The sequence below is a fragment of the Raoultibacter timonensis genome, assembly GCF_900240215.1.
GTDB lineage: Bacteria > Actinomycetota > Coriobacteriia > Coriobacteriales > Eggerthellaceae > Raoultibacter > Raoultibacter timonensis.
Genome location: NZ_LT964679.1, coordinates 433,073 through 452,984, shown reverse-complemented (window position 1 = coordinate 452,984; position 19,912 = coordinate 433,073). Strand labels below are relative to the sequence as shown.

General features: G+C 61.1%; 20 protein-coding genes, 4 tRNA genes and 1 pseudogene. 3 read left to right on the top strand and 22 right to left on the bottom strand.

Annotated features, from left to right (window positions below; all coding sequences use genetic code 11):
* Positions 1-21: 21 nt before the first annotated feature.
* From C1722_RS01900 to map, 8 genes and pseudogenes are all read right to left on the bottom strand, one after another.
* A complete protein-coding gene (locus tag C1722_RS01900) occupies positions 22-807 on the bottom strand; it encodes an ABC transporter ATP-binding protein (protein WP_102379490.1) in 786 nt (261 codons plus the stop codon).
* A 649-nt stretch (positions 808-1,456) separates the two neighbouring features.
* Positions 1,457-1,675, bottom strand: a complete 219-nt coding sequence (locus C1722_RS17650; protein WP_342352747.1) for a hypothetical protein — start codon at positions 1,673-1,675, stop codon at positions 1,457-1,459.
* A 350-nt stretch (positions 1,676-2,025) separates the two neighbouring features.
* Positions 2,026-2,280, bottom strand: a pseudogene (locus tag C1722_RS17740) (coiled-coil domain-containing protein); the annotation flags it as partial.
* Between the two features lie 192 nt (positions 2,281-2,472).
* The gene (locus C1722_RS01890) at positions 2,473-3,528 is read right to left on the bottom strand and encodes a murein hydrolase activator EnvC family protein (protein WP_180994990.1); all 1,056 of its coding nucleotides are present in this window, start codon (positions 3,526-3,528) and stop codon (positions 2,473-2,475) included.
* A gap of 305 nt (positions 3,529-3,833) precedes the next feature.
* Complete coding sequence (gene asnB / locus C1722_RS01885; protein ID WP_102377756.1) at positions 3,834-5,702, bottom strand: asparagine synthase (glutamine-hydrolyzing); 1,869 nt, start codon at positions 5,700-5,702, stop codon at positions 3,834-3,836.
* Between the two features lie 14 nt (positions 5,703-5,716).
* The gene (gene cuyB, locus C1722_RS01880; protein ID WP_180994989.1) at positions 5,717-6,502 is read right to left on the bottom strand and encodes a cysteate racemase; all 786 of its coding nucleotides are present in this window, start codon (positions 6,500-6,502) and stop codon (positions 5,717-5,719) included.
* A 143-nt stretch (positions 6,503-6,645) separates the two neighbouring features.
* Positions 6,646-7,881 carry a carboxylate--amine ligase gene (locus tag C1722_RS01875; RefSeq protein WP_102377754.1) on the bottom strand — a complete coding sequence of 412 codons (1,236 nt, stop codon included), beginning with the start codon at positions 7,879-7,881 and terminating at the stop codon, positions 6,646-6,648.
* A gap of 209 nt (positions 7,882-8,090) precedes the next feature.
* Complete coding sequence (gene map / locus C1722_RS01870; RefSeq protein ID WP_102377753.1) at positions 8,091-8,861, bottom strand: type I methionyl aminopeptidase; 771 nt, start codon at positions 8,859-8,861, stop codon at positions 8,091-8,093.
* 287 nt (positions 8,862-9,148) lie between these two features.
* On the opposite strand from map, the gene C1722_RS01865 reads away from it, so the two are divergent.
* Both C1722_RS01865 and C1722_RS01860 read left to right on the top strand, forming a co-directional pair.
* Positions 9,149-10,402: a lysozyme family protein gene (locus tag C1722_RS01865; protein ID WP_102377752.1), complete on the top strand. Its 1,254-nt coding sequence runs from the start codon at positions 9,149-9,151 to the stop codon at positions 10,400-10,402.
* 106 nt (positions 10,403-10,508) lie between these two features.
* Entirely contained in the window at positions 10,509-11,015 is a 507-nt protein-coding gene (locus C1722_RS01860) for a hypothetical protein (protein ID WP_244902406.1), read from the top strand.
* A gap of 133 nt (positions 11,016-11,148) precedes the next feature.
* Here the strand turns inward: C1722_RS01860 and C1722_RS01855 are convergent, their stop codons facing one another.
* From C1722_RS01855 to C1722_RS01790, 14 genes are all read right to left on the bottom strand, one after another.
* Positions 11,149-11,334, bottom strand: a complete 186-nt coding sequence (locus C1722_RS01855) for a type II toxin-antitoxin system antitoxin (protein WP_102377751.1) — start codon at positions 11,332-11,334, stop codon at positions 11,149-11,151.
* Positions 11,335-11,443: 109 nt separating this feature from the next.
* Complete coding sequence (locus C1722_RS01850) at positions 11,444-12,403, bottom strand: SPFH domain-containing protein (RefSeq protein ID WP_180994988.1); 960 nt, start codon at positions 12,401-12,403, stop codon at positions 11,444-11,446.
* Positions 12,404-12,539: 136 nt separating this feature from the next.
* Entirely contained in the window at positions 12,540-13,250 is a 711-nt protein-coding gene (gene rplA / locus C1722_RS01845; RefSeq protein WP_102377750.1) for a 50S ribosomal protein L1, read from the bottom strand.
* 90 nt (positions 13,251-13,340) lie between these two features.
* On the bottom strand, positions 13,341-13,844 hold the full coding sequence (rplK, locus tag C1722_RS01840; RefSeq protein ID WP_102377749.1) for a 50S ribosomal protein L11: 504 nt from the start codon (positions 13,842-13,844) through the stop codon (positions 13,341-13,343).
* Positions 13,845-13,953: 109 nt separating this feature from the next.
* Positions 13,954-14,490 carry a transcription termination/antitermination protein NusG gene (gene nusG / locus C1722_RS01835; RefSeq protein ID WP_102377748.1) on the bottom strand — a complete coding sequence of 179 codons (537 nt, stop codon included), beginning with the start codon at positions 14,488-14,490 and terminating at the stop codon, positions 13,954-13,956.
* Positions 14,491-14,494: 4 nt separating this feature from the next.
* The gene (gene secE / locus C1722_RS01830; protein WP_102377747.1) at positions 14,495-14,920 is read right to left on the bottom strand and encodes a preprotein translocase subunit SecE; all 426 of its coding nucleotides are present in this window, start codon (positions 14,918-14,920) and stop codon (positions 14,495-14,497) included.
* 163 nt (positions 14,921-15,083) lie between these two features.
* Positions 15,084-15,160, bottom strand: a tRNA-Trp gene (locus C1722_RS01825).
* An 18-nt stretch (positions 15,161-15,178) separates the two neighbouring features.
* Entirely contained in the window at positions 15,179-15,328 is a 150-nt protein-coding gene (gene rpmG, locus C1722_RS01820; RefSeq protein ID WP_102374322.1) for a 50S ribosomal protein L33, read from the bottom strand.
* A gap of 119 nt (positions 15,329-15,447) precedes the next feature.
* On the bottom strand, positions 15,448-16,650 hold the full coding sequence (gene tuf / locus C1722_RS01815; protein WP_102377746.1) for an elongation factor Tu: 1,203 nt from the start codon (positions 16,648-16,650) through the stop codon (positions 15,448-15,450).
* 173 nt (positions 16,651-16,823) lie between these two features.
* Positions 16,824-16,900, bottom strand: a tRNA-Met gene (locus tag C1722_RS01810).
* Positions 16,901-16,905: 5 nt separating this feature from the next.
* Positions 16,906-16,981, bottom strand: a tRNA-Thr gene (locus C1722_RS01805).
* A 3-nt stretch (positions 16,982-16,984) separates the two neighbouring features.
* Positions 16,985-17,069 (bottom strand) — tRNA-Tyr (locus C1722_RS01800).
* 411 nt (positions 17,070-17,480) lie between these two features.
* On the bottom strand, positions 17,481-18,632 hold the full coding sequence (locus C1722_RS01795; RefSeq protein ID WP_342352746.1) for an alpha/beta hydrolase: 1,152 nt from the start codon (positions 18,630-18,632) through the stop codon (positions 17,481-17,483).
* Between the two features lie 108 nt (positions 18,633-18,740).
* Positions 18,741-19,169 carry a helix-turn-helix domain-containing protein gene (locus C1722_RS01790; protein ID WP_102379486.1) on the bottom strand — a complete coding sequence of 143 codons (429 nt, stop codon included), beginning with the start codon at positions 19,167-19,169 and terminating at the stop codon, positions 18,741-18,743.
* 192 nt (positions 19,170-19,361) lie between these two features.
* Between C1722_RS01790 and C1722_RS01785 the strand changes: the two genes are divergently transcribed.
* Positions 19,362-19,874, top strand: coding sequence for a YbhB/YbcL family Raf kinase inhibitor-like protein (locus C1722_RS01785; RefSeq protein ID WP_102377745.1), 513 nt, complete (start codon positions 19,362-19,364; stop codon positions 19,872-19,874).
* Positions 19,875-19,912 lie beyond the last annotated feature (38 nt).

Below are 19,912 nucleotides of genomic sequence, written 5' to 3'. Positions count from 1 at the left end.
GATATCGTGCAGCACGACCGCTCACCCCCGTCGCGTGTAAACGCCGTCGGAAGCGTCCGGCGTACCGGGCGCGGTGACGAGTGGCGCCGAGACCGGCTCGGCGAAGGGCAAGCCGTCTGCGAAGCCGTCGGATTCGATAACCTCGAGGCTTCCGTCCGCGAGACGGAGAAGCTGATCGGGCATCAGGTTGGGAACGTCGTGGTGGCAGCTTACCAGCACGGCCGCCCCCGATGAATGCGCACCGTCGAGCAGCGAGCTCAAAACCTCGGCCGCCCCCGGGTCGAGCGGGCCGTAGGGTTCGTCGAGCAAGAGCAACCGGGGCATTGCCGCTAATGCGATGACGAGCGCGAGCTTCTGCCGCATGCCGCGCGAGTACGCTGACGGATACCGATCCCGATGGGCGGATAGGCCGAATGCGTCCATGAGGTCGTCGGCAAGCCCGTCCGCCGAGAGGTCTCCGTTCGCCTGCTGCACGAATCGGATATGCTCCTGCGCGGTCAGGTCGTCGTAGAAGGACGGCACGTCGGGCACATACGCTATCTCGCGGCGCTGCTCTCTGCTCGACCCGTCGAACGGCTCGCCGAACAGCTCGACCGCACCCGCATAGGGCCGCGTCCACCCCGCAAGGCATCGGAACAGGGTCGACTTTCCCGCCCCGTTCGGCCCGACGAGAAACGAGATCGAGCCTTGGTCGAGCGAGAACGACGCTTCGGCGAACACCTCCGCAGCCGCGTAGCGGCATGCAAGGCCGCTCACGCGCAAAGCGCACCCGCATCGATCCGTTTTCGCGCATCCTTCGCCGCGCATATCGCCCGCCTCGCTTCCATCCGTTCGCTTCGCCGTGCGCCGGCGAGCAAAGCTTGTTCGGCCGTTTGCCGCTCGCTGGCAAGCCCGTCGTTTCAACTGCGCATGCGACACGCAAGGCACGCCTCCCAGCCGACGTGCGGCGATCTTTCCCGCAGCGCCCTGCATCCAGTATGATCGAATACCTCTGGTTGACGCAATGGACGTCTGGTTGACCGCACGATGTCGCCGTCAACCGGCCGGATACCGAGCAACGCTCAACGGTCCAGCGCACGACGCTCGCCGGCCAATGCGGTAAAGGAAGGCTCCGCGTGCTTTCCCGGTTCCGGAAGCGCGCCGCATGCAGGCGCTCGAGGGTTCCCGGCGCATGCCCGAACCGCAGCGGACCGCGAACGGGACACGATGTCCGCGAAGGCGCTCCATGCGATGCAAAACGGCCTGTTTCAGCCAAGCAGAAAGACGTTTCCGCAGGTCGCGTAAACGCATTGCCTGAAACGGCAGCCGAAAACGTCGCACGGAGGCGGTTGGCGGACACAGCTTCCGCCCGCAGGGTGCAAAAGGATGCCCGCCCGAGTGCCGGACGCGGGAAGCGGGCGGTTGAAAAAACGGCACCCGCGAGCGGGTGCCGAACCGTACGTACGTCAGGGGTGCGTTAGAATCTCAAAGCGAGCGAGAACTGGGGCCAGGACGAGTACTTCACCACGTCTCCCGGCTGGGGCGCGTGGATGTAAGTGCCGCCGCCCGATGCCGTGCAGATGGCAACGTGGCCGCTGTTCCAAAGCACGTCGCCCGGCTCGGCGGACGAAACGGGGCCGGACCACGCCGCTGAATTCGGCATGCCGTAGGTGGTACGGGGGATGGTCTTGCCCACCTGCCTGTAACACCAGTACGTGAGGCCCGAGCAGTCGAGTCCGACGCCCGGCGTATTGCCGCNCCCGAGCCCGAGTTGGGTTGGTTGGCGTTCTCTTCCGCCTCGGCCGCACGCGCTGCCGCAGCCGCCTCTTCCTGCTCGGCCAGCAGCAACTCGCGGGCTTCGGCGTCGAGGGAGTCGAGTTCGGCCTGCAATGCTGCAACCGTCACCTCGGCGTTCTCCTTGTTGACACGTGCCTCTTCGGCCTTATCGGAAGCAATCTGCTCCTGTTTGGAGAGCTCTTCCCTCTGGGCTTCGACTTCGGCGCGCAGATCTTTGGTCTGCTGGACCATCGTCGCATCGTTTTCGTTCATCTGGTTGAGGATGTCCCAATTGGTCACGAATTCCTCGAACGTAGTCGCACCGAGCAGCAGGTCGAGAAACGACGTGCCGCCGCTGCGGTACATGCTGCGCGCACGGGTGCCGAGCTTTTCCTGCAGCTCGGAAATCTGCCCGCTTGCCTCGTCGATGCGCGCCTGCGCCTCATCGCATGCGGCGACCGCTGCATCATGGGCGTCGAGCGCCGCGTAGTACTCTTCCGATTTCTGGGAAAGCTCGGACTGCATGGCGGCCACGCGACTGCGCACCTCGTCCGCCTCGGCCTGTTTGGAGGCAGATGTCGGGTCGGCGAACGCCAACGACGGCATCGTGAGCGACACCGCGCCGAAAGCCGCCGCGCCGCCGAGAAACGCCCGCCTGGTTACCTTTGTTCGATTCTGCTCCATAAAGTGCGCCTCCTCAGTTTTCTGCCCGCGTGCTTAGAAGCTGAAGTAATTGCGGGGGTTGACTGGAGTTCCGTTGATTTCTATCTGGAAGTGCAGGTGGGGTCCCGTCGAATAACCGGTCGATCCCACGTAGCCGATCAGATCGCCGGCGGAAACCTGTTGGCCGACCGTCGCCGCCTGAGCGCTCATATGCATGTAGATGGTGCGCACGCCGTTGCCGTGCGATACGATGACGGCGTTTCCGCCCGTACCGTACCATCCCACGTACGTAACCGTTCCCGGCCCGGCGGAAAGGATATCGGCACCCGACGCAGCACCGAGGTCGATGCCGTTGTGGTAGTTGCCGTCCCAAGCGCCAGCCCATGCGAACTCGTTGGTCACACCGTAGTACGACGGGCAGGGGTTGACCCATCCGGAAACGTTCACCGAACCGTCCCCGCCCGACGAGCCGGCACTCGAGGATCCGCCGCCGCCCGTCCCGGGAACGACGGTCGATTCCGCAAGCTTCCTCGCCTCTTCGGCCCTGCGCTCGGCTTCTTCGGCGGCGATGCGTTCTTCTTCTTCCTTAGCCTGCAGCGCAACGACCTCTTCGTTGACGCGGGTAAGCTCTTCCTCCATCGATGCTTTGGTGGTTTCGATCTCCTGCTGGGCAGCCTTGGCGTTCTCGACCTCTTCGGCCGCCTTGGCCTTCTGCTCGTTGTATTCCTGCTCGGCAGATTCGGCTTCGGCCTTCACGTCCTTGCTCTCCTGGATGAGCTCGGCGTCCTGGCTCGATATCTTCTCGAACGCATCCCATGAGGTAACCAGATCCTCGAACGACGTCGCACCGAGCAGCACGTCGATGAACGACATCGAGCCGCCCGTCTTGTACATGCTCGTCGCGCGCTCGCTCAAACGCTCCTGCAGCTCGGCAATGCGCTCCTTGGCGGCCTTCACGCGCGCTGCGGCATCTTCGGCGGCCGCCTTAGCGGTCTCGTACTCCTGCGTTGCACGCTCGTACTCGGCGTTAGCCTCGTTGAGTTGGGTTTGCAGCGAATCGATGCTGCGCATGATGTCGTCGGCCTCGGCCTGTTTCTCAGCACTTGTCACGGCGAATGCCTGCGCGGGAGCAAGCCCCACCAAGGAGGCTGCCAAAAGAAGCGCCAGAAACACGGACGTGGTTGTACGGAAAGTGCGTTGTGTGGTTAAAGTCAGCATATGCACCTTATTTCTATGAAATTGCTTGAAGCATGGCCGATCATAGCAAAGCCCCGCGAGCGAAACCAAGCCATTCAAGAAAGTCACATAAGGTCTTCTTATATCGGAAAGACCCCTTTTGCCTGCACTTTTCGCCCACGCTGCGCTATATGTTGCGAACGGCTGAACACCGCATACCTCATGTATGGAAACGCCCGCTATGCGCGGCACTGGGCACGGTTGCCCGTACCGAAAAACTCCTCGTACCATACGATGAAGGTGTAGAACGACCAGATTTTCTGCATATGCGAAACCTGGCCCGAACGATGTTCGTCGAGCAGCTTCACGAGAGCTTCGGGCACGAAGAACTCGTGCGCGGTCTCGCTCGTGAACGCCGCTTTCACGCGCTCGTAGTACTCGTCTTCACGCAGCCACGCGGCAAGCGGCGAAGGGAAGCCGAGCTTCTCCTTGCCGTACACGCGCTCGGGCAGATGGCGGGCGGCGGCATGGCGCAGGGCGATCTTCGACTCGTCGTTGGCGGCACGGTAGCGCGAGGGTATCTTGAGCGCCAGCTCGAGCACGCGCTTGTCGAGGAACGGCACGCGCAGTTCGAGCGAATGGGCCATGGACATGCGGTCGGCCTTGAGCAGGATGTCGAACGCCATCCACGTCTGCATGTCGACATACTGCAGCTGCGTCACCGCATCGAGGCCCTCGACGTGATCGAAATAGCGTCTCGAGCGCTCCTGCGGCGTAGGCCCGGTGATCGGATCCTTGAGGAACCGCTGGCGATCCTCGTTTTCGAACACGTAATCGGCACGGGAGAAACGCTCCCACGGCTCCATCGCACCGTGTACGAGGAAGTGCCGTCCTTTGAACCGGGGGAGCTTGCCCGCAACCGCTCCAAGAGCGCGGCGCACGGGACGGGGAACGCGCTTGCAGTAGGTTCCGAGATGGGCTTCGGCAAGGTAGTTGGGGTAGCCGCCGAACAGCTCGTCGGCGCCCTCCCCCGACAGCACCACCTTCACATGCTTCGCAGCGCTTTCCGCCAAGAAGTACAGCGGGTTCTCAGACGGGTTCGGCAGCGGCTCGTCCATGTAGTACTGGATGTCGGGCATCGCGTCGAAGAAGTCGGCGGCAGATATCTTGTTGGAGATGTTCTCCACGCCGAGCTCGTCGGAGAACTGCTTCGCATAGGAGAGCTCGCTGTACTGCTCTTCCTCGTAGCCCACCGAAAACGTGCGGATCTTCGTTCCCTGCGCGAACACGCGATCGACCACGTAGCTCGAATCGACGCCCGACGAGAGGAACCCGCCCACCTCGACATCGGCGATCTGGTGAGCGCGCACCGATTCGGAGAACACGTCCTCGATCGACGAGGCCCACTCGTCGAGCGAGGGATCCTCGTCGATCGCATAGGTGGGATTGTAGTAGCGCTCGGTGGTGAAGCCATCCTCGGTCCATTCGAAATACGAACCCGGCATGAGCTTGTACACGCCCTCGAACAGCGTGTTATCATCGGGAAGATACTCGTAGGACAGATAGTCGGCTATGCGCGTGCGATCGATGCGCTTGTCGAAGCCGGGATGATCGAGAAAGCTCTTGATCTCCGAGCCGAACAAGAACAGGCCGTTTTCACGATAGTAGTAATACGGCTTGATACCGAAGATGTCACGGGCTCCGAACAGTTTCTTCTCGTTCTTGTCCCAGATGGCGAACGCGAACATGCCGCGCAGCCGATCGAGGATGCCGCGGCCGTACTCCTCGTATCCGTGCAGGATGGTCTCGGAATCCGATTTGGTTGCGAACACGTGCCCACGGGCGATCAGATCTTCGCGCAGTTCGGGAAAGTTGTATATTTCGCCGTTGAACACGAGCACCATCGATTCGTCCTCGTTGAACAGCGGCTGGCGGCCTCCCTCGAGGTCGATGATCGAGAGCCGCCGAAACGCAAGCGCCACCTCGTCGTCGATGTAGTACTGGGCGTCGTCGGGGCCGCGGTGCTTGATGCGGTCCCCCATGAGCTCGATGACGCGCGCAGCGTCAAGGTCGGCGTAGTTGTTGATGAATCCTGCAAATCCGCACATAGTCTGCGTCTTCCTTACTCTATCGTCCTCGACCCGACAGCGGCGCGCTCGTCAAGGCAGCCGTCGGGACGCACATGGCATCGGTATTCGTCTCTCAGATTGCGGGCCTTCGCGCCGCATTCGGTAATGCATTTCCAGGCAAGCACGTCGAGCGCATCGACGACGCACGCCCCGCCGCGCATGCGAGGCAACCCCAGAAGCGATAATTCGGTGCATCCAAGCATGATGCCGTTGCATCCCGCATCCGTCAACGCATCGCACACGTTGCCCACCTTCTCGGCGTCGGCAACGCGGCCCGCCTTCACATCATCGTAGATGATGCTCATGACCTTCGCCTGCATCGCCTCATCGGGCAGCATCGACTCGATCCCCGCCGCATCGAGCGCACGCTGGTACACTCCCGTCGCAAGCGCCCCGTCGGTTGCGAGCACGCCCACGCGAGTGCATCCGAGATCGGAGGCGAACGCCGCCGCAGAGGCGGGCATGTCGACGAAATGCGACCGCCCCAGCACTGAGGCGATCTCGTCGAGGCGCGCATGCGCGGTATTGCACGGCGTGGCGAGCACGCTGCATCCCGCAGCCTCGAGTTCGCGGGCTGCTTCCTGCATGGGTTCGACGAACGAAAGCGCACCCGGTTTGCCGAGCAAGTAGGCAGTCCGATCGGGTATATGGGGGCGATTGAGGATGGTCACGTCGAGGTGATCCTGATCGCATGCGGCATCGGTATATGCGACGATCTGCGCGAACAGGCGCGCTGTCGCTGCGGGGCCCAGTCCCCCGATTATTCCGAGTCTCTCCATGCCGTCACCTCGATTCCTCTCGGCACGATTTTCGCCTCCGTCTCTCCGCGAAGCGCGCTCGATCGCGCACGTCGCCATGGCCCGATGCCCGCCATCGGCTGTCCGATCGGATTCGCAGGGAGCTGCGAATCCGGGGGTTTCTCCTAATCGTCGATGCCCCTGCGGTTGAAGCACTCCTTGTACTGGCGCCGGTAGTTGCGCTGGTTCATGCGGTAGCTCACGTAGCGCAGAAGCGAGCGGTCGTCTTCAGACCAGTACGAACGGCTGACCCTGCCCGCTGCGATAAGGCGCTCTGCGCGCTCACGCGCCGACGGATCGCTTACGTACGTGCGGATGACCGAGAGCGGGATCATGGTCCACAGGCGTTCGTCCTCGAGCGTTGCGATGTCGATCGGGCGATCCTCGCCGTACACGACATCGCGCACAAGATAGCGGGCCAGGTTCTTGCCCGACGCGGTGGCGAAATAGCTCGAGCGGCCTTGGCGCGGATTGATCTCGAACAGCTTGTACGAGCCGTCGCGCTCGTCGTATTTCAGATCGAAGTTCGAAAAGCCCACGTAGCCGATCTCCTCGAGAAAGCCCTTGATGCGCTCGTTGACGCCCTCGTCGTAGCCGGTCATGATGGCACCGTAGCTGCCGATGCCCTCCGGCGTGTGCTCTTCGAGCAGCACATCGCCGAGCACCATCATCTTCACGGCGCCCGCCGCATCGCTGTAGCAGTTCATCACACGCATGCGCGTATCGTCGCCTGGAACGAAATCCTGCACGATCATGCTGTCCTGATAGCTCGATGAGTACACGCCCTCGAGGATGCGGCGCATCTCGTCGGCAGTCTGGACGACGAACACCTTCTTCTTGCCGGGAAAATCGCAGTTCCAGTACGCAACGCTGTTCGAGGGCTTTACCACTACGGGATAGGCGAACGGCGGCTCGAAGCCCTTTGCCGTCGCAGCCGTCACCTCGCATGTTTCGGGAAACTGAAGGCCGTGCTTCGCGCAGGTATCGTAGAACCGCTCCTTGGTCGACACAAGGTCGTACTGGTCGGGCGACATGATGGTGAACCGGTAGCTGTCGCGCAGCTTTTCTTGGTTGCGCACCAGCATCTTGGTATAGTTATCGCCGCACGGAACGAGCACGAGCGGCACCCCCCGATGATCGCGCGCATAGCGCAAGAGCGCCTCGACGAACACCTCGTCTTCCTCGAGGCGCGGTTCGCACACCTCGAAACGGACGATCTTGCTGTGCTGGCAGATATGGAATGCGCCTTTTCCGATAGCCGCAGAAACGACCCCGTACTCCTCGAAGAACGAACGGGCCATTCCGTAGGCGTTGGCGTCTCCGCCCAAAAGCACCGGGGCGAAATCAACTGAAGTCTTCACGCGGATCCTTTTCCATTCCCGCCTGTGCGGGTTGATTCGTACGATGAGCGTCTATTATAAGCAAGCGGGGCAAACCCCGAAGAACATTGCCCCGCTTGTCCGCTAAAGATACATACCGAAGAACGCTCAACAGGCACGTTGCGAGCAAGTGCGCCAACGCTTCGGCGCGCGGACGCGCAACCGTCCTCGCACACCCCGTGCCGAATTCCCTAGACCGGGCGCCGGTGGTCCTTTTCGGTCGTAAGGATCAAGGGCCCGTCTTCGGTTATGGCGACGGTCTTCTCGAAATGCGCCGAGGGCATGCCGTCGCGCGTGACCACAAGCCATCCGTCGGGCATCTGTTTGGTTTTATGGGTTCCCACGTTGATCATGGGCTCGATGGCGAGTACCATGCCGGGCTCGAGCAGCACACCGGTGTGCCTGCGCCCGTAGTTGGGTACGTTGGGATCTTCGTGCATGTTGCGCCCGATGCCGTGGCCGACGTACTCGCGCACCACGCCGTAACCCGCTGCCTCCGCAATCTCCTGCACGGCCGCCCCGATATCGCCGAGACGGTTGCCCGGCCGAGCCGCATCGAGGCCCGCCCACATGCACTTTTCCGTCACGTCGAGCAGCCGCTGCTTCTCTTCCGAAATCTTGCCGACCGCGTACGTCCATGCGTTGTCGCCCACCCAGCCGTCCACGATGGCCCCCGTATCGACCGAGAGGATGTCTCCCTCGCGAAGGATCACGTCGGCCGCAGGGATGCCGTGAACGATCTGCTCGTTCACCGACGCGCAGATCGATCCGGGGAAACCGCCGTAGCCTTTGAACGCCGGAATACCCCCCTCGAGGCGAATCAGCGTCTCGGCGAAACGGTCGAGTTCGAGCGTGGAGACGCCGGGCTGCACGCGCGTGCCGACCTCGCGGAGCACCTTCGCCGAAATGCGTCCGGCTTCCTTCATCGCTTCGATTTCAGCCGGTGACTTCTTGATGATCATACCGTGTACCCTTATCTTTGCTGTCGTTTTTTCGCCTCGGCACAGTATAGCACTCCCGTATATGCGCCTTCGACCGTTGTCATGTTTGCAAATATGACCGTTTTGCATGGTTTTCCACAAAGCCACAACCATCCCTCATCGCGCGACTCACAGATCAAAAACAAAGCCAACGAACGATATGCGGCGCAGCAACGAAGCGCCTTGCGCGCGCGAGGGGCAAGTTACCATCGAGTCTACGACGCTTCGCGCCGTCAGACGAGAGACAGCCAACACGAAAGGAGGCCCGAATGAACCCGTTCGAGCAGAAACCCGAGAAGAAGATGGACGAGATGGTCATGGACTGGAGCACCATGAGCCCGAAACCCTACGGCAAGCTGGAGGCCGACCCCTACACCAAGACGCGCATCATCCTCATGAACGGCATCGAGGTCGAGGCGGTCATGTTCGGCCACAACTTCCACCGCAACTGCCCCGACAACGACCTGCGCCGCGAGCTCGCCTACGTGCGCCGCATGGAGCAGCAGCAGCAAAAGCACGTGAACTGGATGAGCCCGAGCGACGAGACGCAGCTCGAACTGACCATCGGCTACGAGCACCTCGCCGTCGATCTGACCGCATGGCTCGCCATGCACGAGCCTGACGAGTACGCGAAGGCCTGCATGGACTTCGCCCTGCTCGAGGATTTCGACCATCTGTACCGCTACGCCGACCTGCTCAAGATGGACGAGGACATTCCAGCCCACAAGCTCGTAAGAGGCTATGTCGAGATCACACCCGGCCGACCCACCATCGCACATCACCGCCATCCCTCGGAAGCTGTGAAGGAAGCGCGCGATTTCAAGACCGCCGACATCCGCACGAAGCTCGGAGCGCTCATCCTCACCGCAGGCGAGCAGCAGACCATGAACTTCTACATGAACCTCGGCAACACCTACCCCGAAGGCGTCGGCCGCGATCTCTACCAGGAAATCGCCATGGTTGAAGAGCAGCACGTGACCCATTACGGCGCGCTGCTCGACCCCACGTGCACCTGGCTCGAGAACATGCTTCTGCGCGAGTACATGGAGTGCTACCTGTACTATTCGTTCTTCGAGACCGAGGTAGACCCGTACGTCAAGAAGATGTGGGAGATGCACCTCGAACAGGAGATCGCCCACCTGCACAAGGCCGCCGAGCTCCTCGAGAAGTACGACGGCAAAGAGTGGCAGGAAACCATAGGCACCGACGGGGAGTTCCCCGAGCTGCTCGACTTCCACGAGACGAAGGACTACGTGCGCGACGTCCTCGCCAACCAGGTTACGCTGACCGCCGACAAGGAGGACTTCGTCGAGGTCGACACCCTGCCTGCCGACCATGAGTTCTTCGCGTGGAACGCCCAGGTGAACGGCCGCACGCAGGACGTGCCGAGCCATAAGGCCATCCGCGAACTCCAGGACAAAGCAGGCGAAGACTACCGCTCCGAAGACGAAGAGAACCCCGTTGAAGGGCTCCGCGACCGCAAGAAGGACAACACCGACCTCGGCCGCAAACAGAGCGCGTAGCTTCGGGTTCGGCTCCTTGCCGCTCAGTAGAAGGAACGCAGCTTCAAGGCCGCGCTCCCGTCGGTCCATCGGGTACAATAGGGGCCATAGCACGAAAGGCGAACAGGTGGACGACGGGAACAGGAAGCATGCAGCTTGCGCAAAGGCGGCCGAGGAATCGGGGGCGCCGCGCGCGTGCCCTCAGCCAACCGTGTACAAGGCGGTGCTCTGGGCAGCGCGCGTAGCGGTTCTGGCGGTGTTCCTCATGAACGTGCAGTGCGCAGTGCAGTTCATCGTCTGGCCCGATGCGTTCGCGCCCGCCTACGAGCTTTCGGGAGTCGCGGGCAACATCGCGGTTCAGGGGCTCGGGGTCGCGTTCCTCATGTGGAACGCGACCTACCCGCCCGTCATCGTTGATCCTGCCAAGCACCGCACCCTCTTCGCCGTAGTGTTGACGCAGCAGACGATCGGGCTTATCGGGGAAAGCGCCATTCTCGTCTCGATCCCCGCAGGGCACGACCTGCTCGCATCGAGCATCGCACGTTTCGTGGCGTTCGACGGCGCGGGCCTCGTCGCCATGGCGGCAGCGTTTGTCGTCCTTTCGCTCTTTTCGAAGCGCATGCAGGCGACATGAGGCCGCCCGCTGCGACCCTCTCGGAAGCGCCGTCCCGCTCGGAAGACGGCCGGTTGGCGTTCGAGGCTCAAGAACCCGGCAAAACAAAGCGGGCGGCCGTTGATAGCCGCCCGCGTACGTTCCTCGATCTTCTCTAGCCCTCGTCCGACTCGTCGGCGGGCGCATCCCTCTTGCCCAAGCGACCGGCATCCTTGAGCGACTTGCGCAAGATGAACTCCACCTGCGCATTGACGCTTCGAAGATCGTCGGCGGCCCATCTCTCGATAGCCTCCCATATCTCCGAATCAACGCGTAAAGGATATTGCTTCCGCTTCGCCATAACGCTTCCGGTACCGCCTTACCGTCATATTCCGCCATCTGCCCACAAATGCGCGGCGCACCGCTTTCCGTCCAGGAAACCGCCGCGTGTGCCGCGTGCAGCCGTTCGCTTATTGATACAGTGTACCCGTATTGAGCACGGGCTGGGCTTCGGAATCGCCGCAGAGAACCACCATGAGGTTCGAAACCATCGCCGCACGGCGCTCGTCGTCCAAATCGACCACGTGCTTCGCCGCAAGCTCGGAGAGCGCCATGTCGACCATCGAAACCGCACCCTGCACGATCTTCTCACGGGCGGCGATGACGGCCTCGGCCTGCTGGCGGCGCAGCATCGCCTGGGCGATCTCCGGAGCATATGCAAGGTGCGTCAAACGCGCATCGTCGATGACCACGCCGGCCTTCTCGAGGCGAACGGAGAGCTCCTCCTTGAGCGCCGCCGACACCTCTTCGATGTTGCTGCGCAGCGTGATCTCATCGCTGTCGGAATCGTAGGCGTACGTGGTGGCCACGTGGCGCAGCGCGGTCTCGCTCTGCGTGTGCACGTAGGAGCTGTAGTCGTCCACGTCGAAGATGGCCTTGGCGGTATCTTCGATGCGCCATACCACCACATCGGCAATCTCGATAGGGTTACCGTTCTTATCGTTCACCTTCAAGTGCTCCCCGTTGTAGGTACGGGCACGCAGCGAAAGCCTGAGCGAACGGGCCGTCGGTTTTCCGTTGGCATCCACGGTCGTGCCCGCCGAGCGCGAGTAGAACGGGTTCGCCCAGTGGAAACCCTCGTCGCGCACGGTTCCGCGATAATCGCCGAACAGAATGAGCACGCGCGCCTGGTTGGGCTGTATGGTAAAAAAGCCCATAAGCAGGACGAAGGGACCTACGCACAAAGCGACGATGCCCACGACGAGCAGCACGACGCCGAGCACTTCGGTTCCCGTAGCAACGGGCATGTCCTCGGGCGGCAGCATCATCGCACCCGCTATGATGGCAGCGACGCATACCGCCGTAAGCACCACCACGACGAACAGCATGGGCCACCCGCTTTTTACTCGAACGGACTTCTCTGCGGCCATAACGTCCCCTTTCCTTCAAGGCGGGCCAATGGCCCTATCCTCGCTTTGTTGATATTAAGATGATATCACATTGAAATCAAAAAAGAAAGGAGCCCTCGGGCTCCTTCCGTTTGCGCTCAGTACAGCTTCAAGTGAGTTATTCAGCTGCAGCGGTGTAGTTGCGCGTCACCGACGAATCGACCGGAACGCCGGGTCCCATCGTCGAGGTGACGGTGATCGACTTGACGTACTTGCCCTTGGCGGCAGCCGGCTTCATGCGGATGATCTCGTCGTAGACGGCTCCGTAGTTCTCAGCGAGCTGTTCGGGGGTGAAGCTCACCTTGCCGACGATGACATGCGCGATGCCGTAGCGGTCGGCGCGATACTCGACGCGGCCGCCCTTGAGCTCTTTGATGGCCTTCGCCACGTCGTTGGTAACGGTACCGAGTTTGGGGTTCGGCATGAGGCCGCGCGTACCGAGGATCTTGCCCAAACGGCCGACCTTGGCCATCTGGTCGGGGGTCGCAACGGTGGCGTCGAAGTTGATGTTACCGGCCTGAATGTCGGCGATCAGATCGTCGGAACCGACGATGTCGGCGCCGGCTTCTTGAGCCGCACGGGCTGCGTCGCCCTCGGCGAACACGGCAACGCGGACGGTTTTACCGGAACCGTTCGGCAGGCTGACAGTGCCGCGAAGCTGCTGATCTGCCTGACGGGTGTCGATGCCCAGGCGGAAGTGCGCTTCGACGGTCTCGTCGAACTTGGCGGTCGAGATCTCCTGCACGAGCTTGATTGCCTCGAGCGGGGCGTAGGGGCCCTCCCCGATCTTCTCGACTGCTGCACGGTAGTTTTTGGATTTCTTTGCCATTTCGTTTTCCTTTCGTGGTGATGGCGAGCGGGCAAGCGCTCTTCCACATCGTTTTATGCAAGAGGAGCCCGAGGACTCCCTTGGCTTCGCTTATTCCTCGTCGAGCGTGCGGCCGGCGAGCATGGCGGCGAGCTTCTTGGAAGGCACGTAGGTCTTCTTCGGAGCGCGACCCTCGATCTGGACGCCCATGCTGCGAGCGGTGCCGGCGATGATCTCCATCGCAGCCTCGATCGTGTTGGCGTTCAGGTCGGGCATCTTGGTCTCGGCGATCTCGCGGAGCTGGTCCTCGGTGAGCGTGCCCACCTTCTGGAGCTGCGGGACGCCAGAGCCGCTCTGGATGCCGAGCTTTTCCTTGATGAGGATGGCCGCGGGCGGGGTCTTGGTAACGAACGAGAACGTCTTGTCCTCGTACACCGTGATCTCGACCGGGATGATGGTGCCGGCTTTATCCTGCGTCTCGGCGTTGAACGCCTGGCAGAACTGCATGATGTTGACGCCCTGGGCGCCGAGTGCCGGACCGACCGGAGGAGCCGGGTTTGCGGCACCTGCGGGGATTTGAAGCTTAATGAAGCCGGTTGCTTTCTTTTCAGCCATGATAGAAACGTTCCTTTCAGCTGATGCTATTTCAATCTCACTCTATCAACAAAGCGTCTTGCGTGAGAAGCCCCGTCCACCAGGCACGCAACGCTCATGATATCCAACTTTAAATCTTCGCCACCTGATCGAATGAAAGCTCGACCGGGGTTTCGCGCCCGAAGATCGAAACCATCACCTTGACCTTGCCGGCCTCGGGCGATACTTCCGAAACGACGCCGTCGAACTCCGCCAAAGGACCGGAAACGACCTTGACGGACTGTCCCACTTCCAAGCTGGAAGATACGACGCTCTTCTTGTCCTTCGCCTTATCCGTCCGCTTCATGATCTTGTTGTACTCTTCGCGCGTCAGCGGCGCAGGATTGCCCTGGCTGCCCACGAAGCCCGTCACGCCCGGCGTGTTGCGGACCGCAGCCCAGCTGCGATCGTCGAGCTCCATGCGAACGAGCACGTATCCCGGGAAAACCTTCTTCTCGTTCTCCACGCGACGGCCGCCCTCTTTGATCTCGGTGACCATCTCGGTGGGGATTTCGATGCCGAAGACGTTGTTCTCGAGGCCCATCGTTTCGATGCGCGTCTCGAGGTTCTTCTTCACCTTGTTCTCGTAGCCCGAGTACGTATGAAGGACATACCACTTTTTCGACATTCGATTACACTCCCAAACCTGATATGGCGACGAGTACCGGGGTCACGATGAAGTTATCGAGCACCGAAACGTAGATGCCGAAGAACAGCAGAGCAACGACGACCACGCCGCTCCAACGGAGCACGTCGGCTTTCGTCGGCCAAGTCACGCGCTTCATCTCGGCGCGAACCTCGCTCAAGAAACCCGGTTTCTTGGGTTTCTTTTCCGGCTTCTTCTCTTCCTTCTTGGCGACCTGCTTCTTCTCGGCAGGATCCTCGGCCTTATCGGCCTTCTTGAAGAGCTTCAGCTTAGGCTTTTTCTCAGCTTCGGCATTGGCTTCGGCTACATCTTTAGCCTCGACCTCTGCGCCCTCGACCGTCGCCTGCTGCTCTCGCTTTGCTGCACGGGCGGCCGATGCTTTCGCTCGCTGTGTCTTTGATTTCTTAGCCATCTGCATCCTTTATTCGCGGCGGAATCTATCCGCCTTATAACGCCAAACAAGCAGCCTCATCTCAAGACTGCTCGACCAACCATATCGGTATCGATCAGCAGCCTGATCCCAAGCTGCTTCTCTCGCAAGCAACTTCGAACCAAGCTGCTCAAACTAAACAAGCTGGCAGGCCAGGAGGGACTCGAACCCCCAACATGCGGTTTTGGAGACCGCCGCTCTACCAATTGGAGCTACTGGCCTATTGCTTTCCCTGACTACTTACCGAGTTTCCTTGTGCAGCGTATGGTGGCCGCACCACTTGCAGTACTTCTTCATCTCGATGCGATCAGGATTATTCTGCTTGTTCTTCTTGGTCGTGTAATTGCGGCGCTTGCAATCAGTGCACGCCAATGTGACCAATGTACGCATGAATTCTCCTTTTATTGTAACGTTGTGCGCTTCGATTCATACACATGATAAGCGATTCGCATACGGAGCCCGCAGGATAGTGCGGGCTCCGTCTTAAGCATTCGTTCAGTCGAGCCTTGTTACTTGATGATCTTGGTAACGCGGCCGGAGCCAACGGTGCGACCGCCTTCGCGGATAGCGAAGCGCAGGCCCTCTTCCATGGCGATCGGGTGGATGAGTTCGCCCTTCAGCAGCACGTTGTCGCCAGGCATAACCATCTCGGTGCCCTCCGGAAGGTGGGCAACGCCGGTGACGTCGGTGGTGCGGAAGTAGAACTGCGGACGATAGCCATCGAAGAACGGGGTGTGACGGCCGCCCTCTTCCTTGGTCAGGATGTAAACCTGGCCCTCGAACTCGGTGTGCGGGGTCACGCTACCGGGCTTGCAGAGAACCTGGCCGCGAACGATCTCTTCGCGCTTCACGCCGCGGAGCAGGCAGCCGATGTTGTCGCCGGCCTGAGCCTCGTCGAGGAGCTTGCGGAACATCTCGATGCCGGTGCAAACCGTGGTCATGGTCTCTTTGATGCCGATGATCTCGAGGTTGTCGTTGACGTGGAGGGTACCGCGCTCGACACGACCGGTGGCAACGGTGCCGCGGCCGGTGATGGTCATGGTGTCCTCGACAGCCATCAAGAACGGCTTGTCAACGTCGCGCTCGGGAGTCGGGATGTAGGAGTCGACCGCATCCATGAGCTCCCAGATCTTGGCCTGGTAATCGGCGTCGCCCTCGAGAGCCTTGAGAGCGGAACCGCGGATAATCGGGGTGTCGTCGCCCGGGAACTCGTAGCTGTCGAGCAGCTCGCGAACTTCCATCTCGACAAGCTCGAGGAGTTCCTCGTCGTCGACCATGTCGCACTTGTTGAGGAACACGACGATGTAGGGAACGCCAACCTGACGGGCGAGCAGGATGTGCTCGCGGGTCTGGGCCATCGGGCCGTCGGTAGCAGCGATAACGAGGATCGCGCCGTCCATCTGAGCAGCACCGGTGATCATGTTCTTGACGTAGTCGGCGTGGCCGGGGCAGTCAACGTGAGCGTAGTGACGAGCATCGGTCTCGTACTCGATGTGAGCGATCGAGATGGTGATGCCGCGCTCGCGCTCTTCGGGGGCCTTATCGATGTCCTCGAAGGCCGTGAAGTCAGCAGCAGCGGTGCCGTGGGAACCGTCGTTGCTGGACAGGGTCTTGGAAATAGCAGCGGTGAGCGTGGTCTTGCCGTGGTCAACGTGGCCGATAGTACCGATGTTAACATGCGGCTTGCTGCGCTCGAACTTCTCCTTAGCCATTGTCATCCTCCTAAAATAGGCTCGCTTTCGCGATAGAGATATAAGGTGCGCTTCGCGTGCCCTCCCGGGCACCTTCTAAGCTGGGTGCAATTTCTTGCAAGTAAAAAAAGCGCATGCACCGTACGGGGCATGCGACGTAAAGCACGAACCGTTCGTTCGTGTAAATTCCAAAATGGTAGCGGTGACTGGATTTGAACCAGTGACGCCACGGGTATGAACCGTGTGCTCTGACCAACTGAGCTACACCGCCATTAGTGGAGCCTGCGACCGGACTTGAACCGGTGACCTCTTCGTTACCAACGAAGTGCTCTACCGACTGAGCTACACAGGCAGATGGTGGGAGCGCTAGGATTCGAACCTAGGTAAGCATAGCTAACGGGTTTACAGCCCGTCCCCTTTAACCACTCGGGCACACTCCCAAATGTCTGCTCAACTCATGTGTATTTATCAAGCTGCCTGCTTGCGCATCGCTTTGGCGCGATCGCGCGAGCAGATGAATAATACGCTAGGAAAAGCGGGGTGTCAACGGTTTACACGCCCCCGGGTGTATCTCCACCATTCCTCCGTTTCTGCACTTCCCTTTTACCAGCGTACGGTAGATCGGGCCAGCGCAGCAAACGTTTGCGCATCATCAAGGCTCACCGAAGTTTGCCCGCGGGATATGATAATACGTCAGATGAGATTTAAAAAGACCCGATTTTTGACGAACGTGCGCATCGAAAGACCATAGGCGTTCGAAAGCGGCGAACGGTCGCGCCGTATTTGCCGCCGCACGACGCACGCTCAGGAATGGGGCGCGAGCGAAAACGTCTGCCCAAACGCACCGGCCCCTACCTTATTATGGCACCGTCACCCATCGCCGCCATCGCAGCCGCCCGGTCGACGGCTCCGACGAAAACATCGGGGTGTTCGTAGTGGATGTCGTGGCCCGACTTGATGCGGACGGTCTCGCAGTCGTCCACGAGCTTCTCGACGCGCAGCGCATCCTCGTCGCTGTTGGCGGCGTAGAGCACGCCGTCTTTTCCGTACTGCGTTTCGGCTTTGAGGTACACCGTCGGACATGCGATCGACTCGAGCATGCAAGCCTGCTCGCCCTCGCTCACCCACGTACCCCGATAAAACGCTTCGCTGAACTGCGGGTCGAAATCATCGTAGTAGTACATGCCCCTCACCCAGTCGTGGGGCACCCATGAAAGCACGAGGTGGCCTTCCTCATGCGCCGCCCGCTCGGCAGCCGTCCATTTCGCGATCTTGGGCTGCAAGCCGCCGAACTGCGAGAAGAGGTAGCTGTGCGCAGCGTAGAACACGGCGAGATCGTCGATTTCGTCTTGCTGGAGAAACGCGTGGACAACCTCGAACCCGTCGAGCCACGCAAAGCATCCGGGCTCCTGCTGCATCGCTTCGGGCGTCACGCGGAAAAACGGCGGGTCTTCGAGAACGAGCGCGGCTACCCGCTCGGCATCGTTCGCGGCAACCCATGCGGCGATGATTCCCCCCGACGAGAGACCCGACACGATATACGGCTCGCCGATCACCCGCTCGGCGAAGGAGACCAGGAAAGCGCCCTGGGTCGCGCAGGTGTAGAGTCTGGGATCGTGCGCCGATTCGCCATGTCCGAAGCAGTCGATAGCGAACACGTGGTACGACTCGGCAAGGCCCGGCAGAACGCTCGCGTAATCCTCCCACTGCATCGATTGGCCGTGAACGAGCAGCAGCGCAGGCCCGCTGTCGGGGCCCTCGGCGTAGTTGACGCGCGTTTCGTCGATATCCGCCTGCTTCTCCTCGAAACCGGCAGCATGCGCCCGCTCTATCATGCGCGCCTCGCCATGCCTGTTGCGGTCGACGTACAGGGCGAGCGCCACCGCAACCGCCACGACGAGCACTCCGACCAGCAACGCGATTGCCATACCGACCTTCTTTCCCTTACCCGCCGCTCCTTCGCCGCGTCCGGCAACGGCAAGATGTCCCGTTTTGAATCGCATTCGGCTTCGCCGCCTCGCCCGCCTCAGACCGCGCGTCTTGCACGTGCGCCTCAGCCAAGTCTTCGCCTCCCGAGCCGCAGCCGAGCAAACCCGAAAGGTCGCGACCGCCTAGCGCTTTTCATCCGCCTGATCGAGGAGCGCCTCCACGCGCTTCATGAAATCGTCGGCCTTGACGATCGCGATGCCCTGTCCCTCGTCACCGAACACGAGCAGCGAATCGCCGGGGCGTATGCCGAACAGATCGCGCGCCTGCTTCGGTATGACCACCTGCCCGCGCTCGCCCACCGTCACCGTACCGAACAAATGCTTGCCTCGCGGCGGCATGGGAAGCGCCGTGCCGTGCGGGTCGTAGCTCACCAGAGCATCGAGCGACACGTCGAGTGCCTCTGCCAGAGCTGAACCGTTCCCCAAGTCGGGCACGGTCTCGCCGCTCTCCCACTTCGCAACCGTTTGGCGAGAGACGTCCAAACGCTGTGCAAGCTGCTCTTGCGTGAGGCCGCACACTTTGCGCCTGCTTTGAATATTCATACCGATCATGTTTTTCATACTCCTTCGCACCAACCATAGTAGTTCGCCGAAAGGCTTCAATCCACCAACCGATCATGGCATATTCGGATGGAAATGTTGCGATCTGTTTACATGCCGGGCCTTACGCCCAACGATGCGCCGGACTCTATACTATAAAGGTATGCGAAACCCCGCCCGTTCAACCCGACCGAAAGGAGCCCCATGAAGATCTCGGTACCTCTGGAAAACGGCATGCTCGCTGACAAGTACGGCAAGCATGCTCCTGCCGCGTATCAGCTCGAAGGCCACCCGACCGTCTCGTTCCCCTTAACGATCGCCGACGTTCCCGCAAACACGAAAAGCCTTGCCCTCACGTTTCTCGATTGGGACGCCATACCGGTGAGCGGATTCTGCTGGATACACTGGCTCGCCTGCAATTTCCCGGCCGGCACCACGCTCATCCCCGAAAACGCGAGCGCCTCGGGTGCCGTACCCTGCGTGCAGGGATCCAACAGCGATTGGTCGCCGCTTGCGGGAAGCTGGACCGATCCGCGCATCATCCATCGGTACGCCGGCCCCTACCCGCCCGATAAAGACCACGTTTACACGCTCACCGTCTACGCGCTCGATACCGAGCTCGATCTCGAAGAGGGCTACTTCCTCAACGAATTCAGGCGGGCCGTGCGCGGCCACGTAATCGAGGAGGTCGTACTCGACCTGCCGAGCAGGGCGTAGCGAGGGCGGGCTGCGCTCGCAGTGCCAGGCGCCGCGAG

What these genes read in the sequence shown, in the direction of transcription:
- C1722_RS01900 (WP_102379490.1), bottom strand. Translation starts at nt 807, where the DNA reads ATGCGCGGCGAAGGATGCGCGAAAACGGATCGATGCGGGTGCGCTTTG.
- asnB (WP_102377756.1), bottom strand. Translation starts at nt 5,702, where the DNA reads ATGTGCGGATTTGCAGGATTCATCAACAACTACGCCGACCTTGACGCT.
- cuyB (WP_180994989.1), bottom strand. Translation starts at nt 6,502, where the DNA reads ATGGAGAGACTCGGAATAATCGGGGGACTGGGCCCCGCAGCGACAGCG.
- map (WP_102377753.1), bottom strand. Translation starts at nt 8,861, where the DNA reads ATGATCATCAAGAAGTCACCGGCTGAAATCGAAGCGATGAAGGAAGCC.
- C1722_RS01865 (WP_102377752.1), top strand. Translation starts at nt 9,149, where the DNA reads ATGAACCCGTTCGAGCAGAAACCCGAGAAGAAGATGGACGAGATGGTC.
- C1722_RS01855 (WP_102377751.1), bottom strand. Translation starts at nt 11,334, where the DNA reads ATGGCGAAGCGGAAGCAATATCCTTTACGCGTTGATTCGGAGATATGG.
- C1722_RS01850 (WP_180994988.1), bottom strand. Translation starts at nt 12,403, where the DNA reads ATGGCCGCAGAGAAGTCCGTTCGAGTAAAAAGCGGGTGGCCCATGCTG.
- rplA (WP_102377750.1), bottom strand. Translation starts at nt 13,250, where the DNA reads ATGGCAAAGAAATCCAAAAACTACCGTGCAGCAGTCGAGAAGATCGGG.
- rplK (WP_102377749.1), bottom strand. Translation starts at nt 13,844, where the DNA reads ATGGCTGAAAAGAAAGCAACCGGCTTCATTAAGCTTCAAATCCCCGCA.
- nusG (WP_102377748.1), bottom strand. Translation starts at nt 14,490, where the DNA reads ATGTCGAAAAAGTGGTATGTCCTTCATACGTACTCGGGCTACGAGAAC.
- secE (WP_102377747.1), bottom strand. Translation starts at nt 14,920, where the DNA reads ATGGCTAAGAAATCAAAGACACAGCGAGCGAAAGCATCGGCCGCCCGT.
- rpmG (WP_102374322.1), bottom strand. Translation starts at nt 15,328, where the DNA reads ATGCGTACATTGGTCACATTGGCGTGCACTGATTGCAAGCGCCGCAAT.
- tuf (WP_102377746.1), bottom strand. Translation starts at nt 16,650, where the DNA reads ATGGCTAAGGAGAAGTTCGAGCGCAGCAAGCCGCATGTTAACATCGGT.
- C1722_RS01795 (WP_342352746.1), bottom strand. Translation starts at nt 18,632, where the DNA reads ATGCGATTCAAAACGGGACATCTTGCCGTTGCCGGACGCGGCGAAGGA.
- C1722_RS01790 (WP_102379486.1), bottom strand. Translation starts at nt 19,169, where the DNA reads ATGATCGGTATGAATATTCAAAGCAGGCGCAAAGTGTGCGGCCTCACG.
- C1722_RS01785 (WP_102377745.1), top strand. Translation starts at nt 19,362, where the DNA reads ATGAAGATCTCGGTACCTCTGGAAAACGGCATGCTCGCTGACAAGTAC.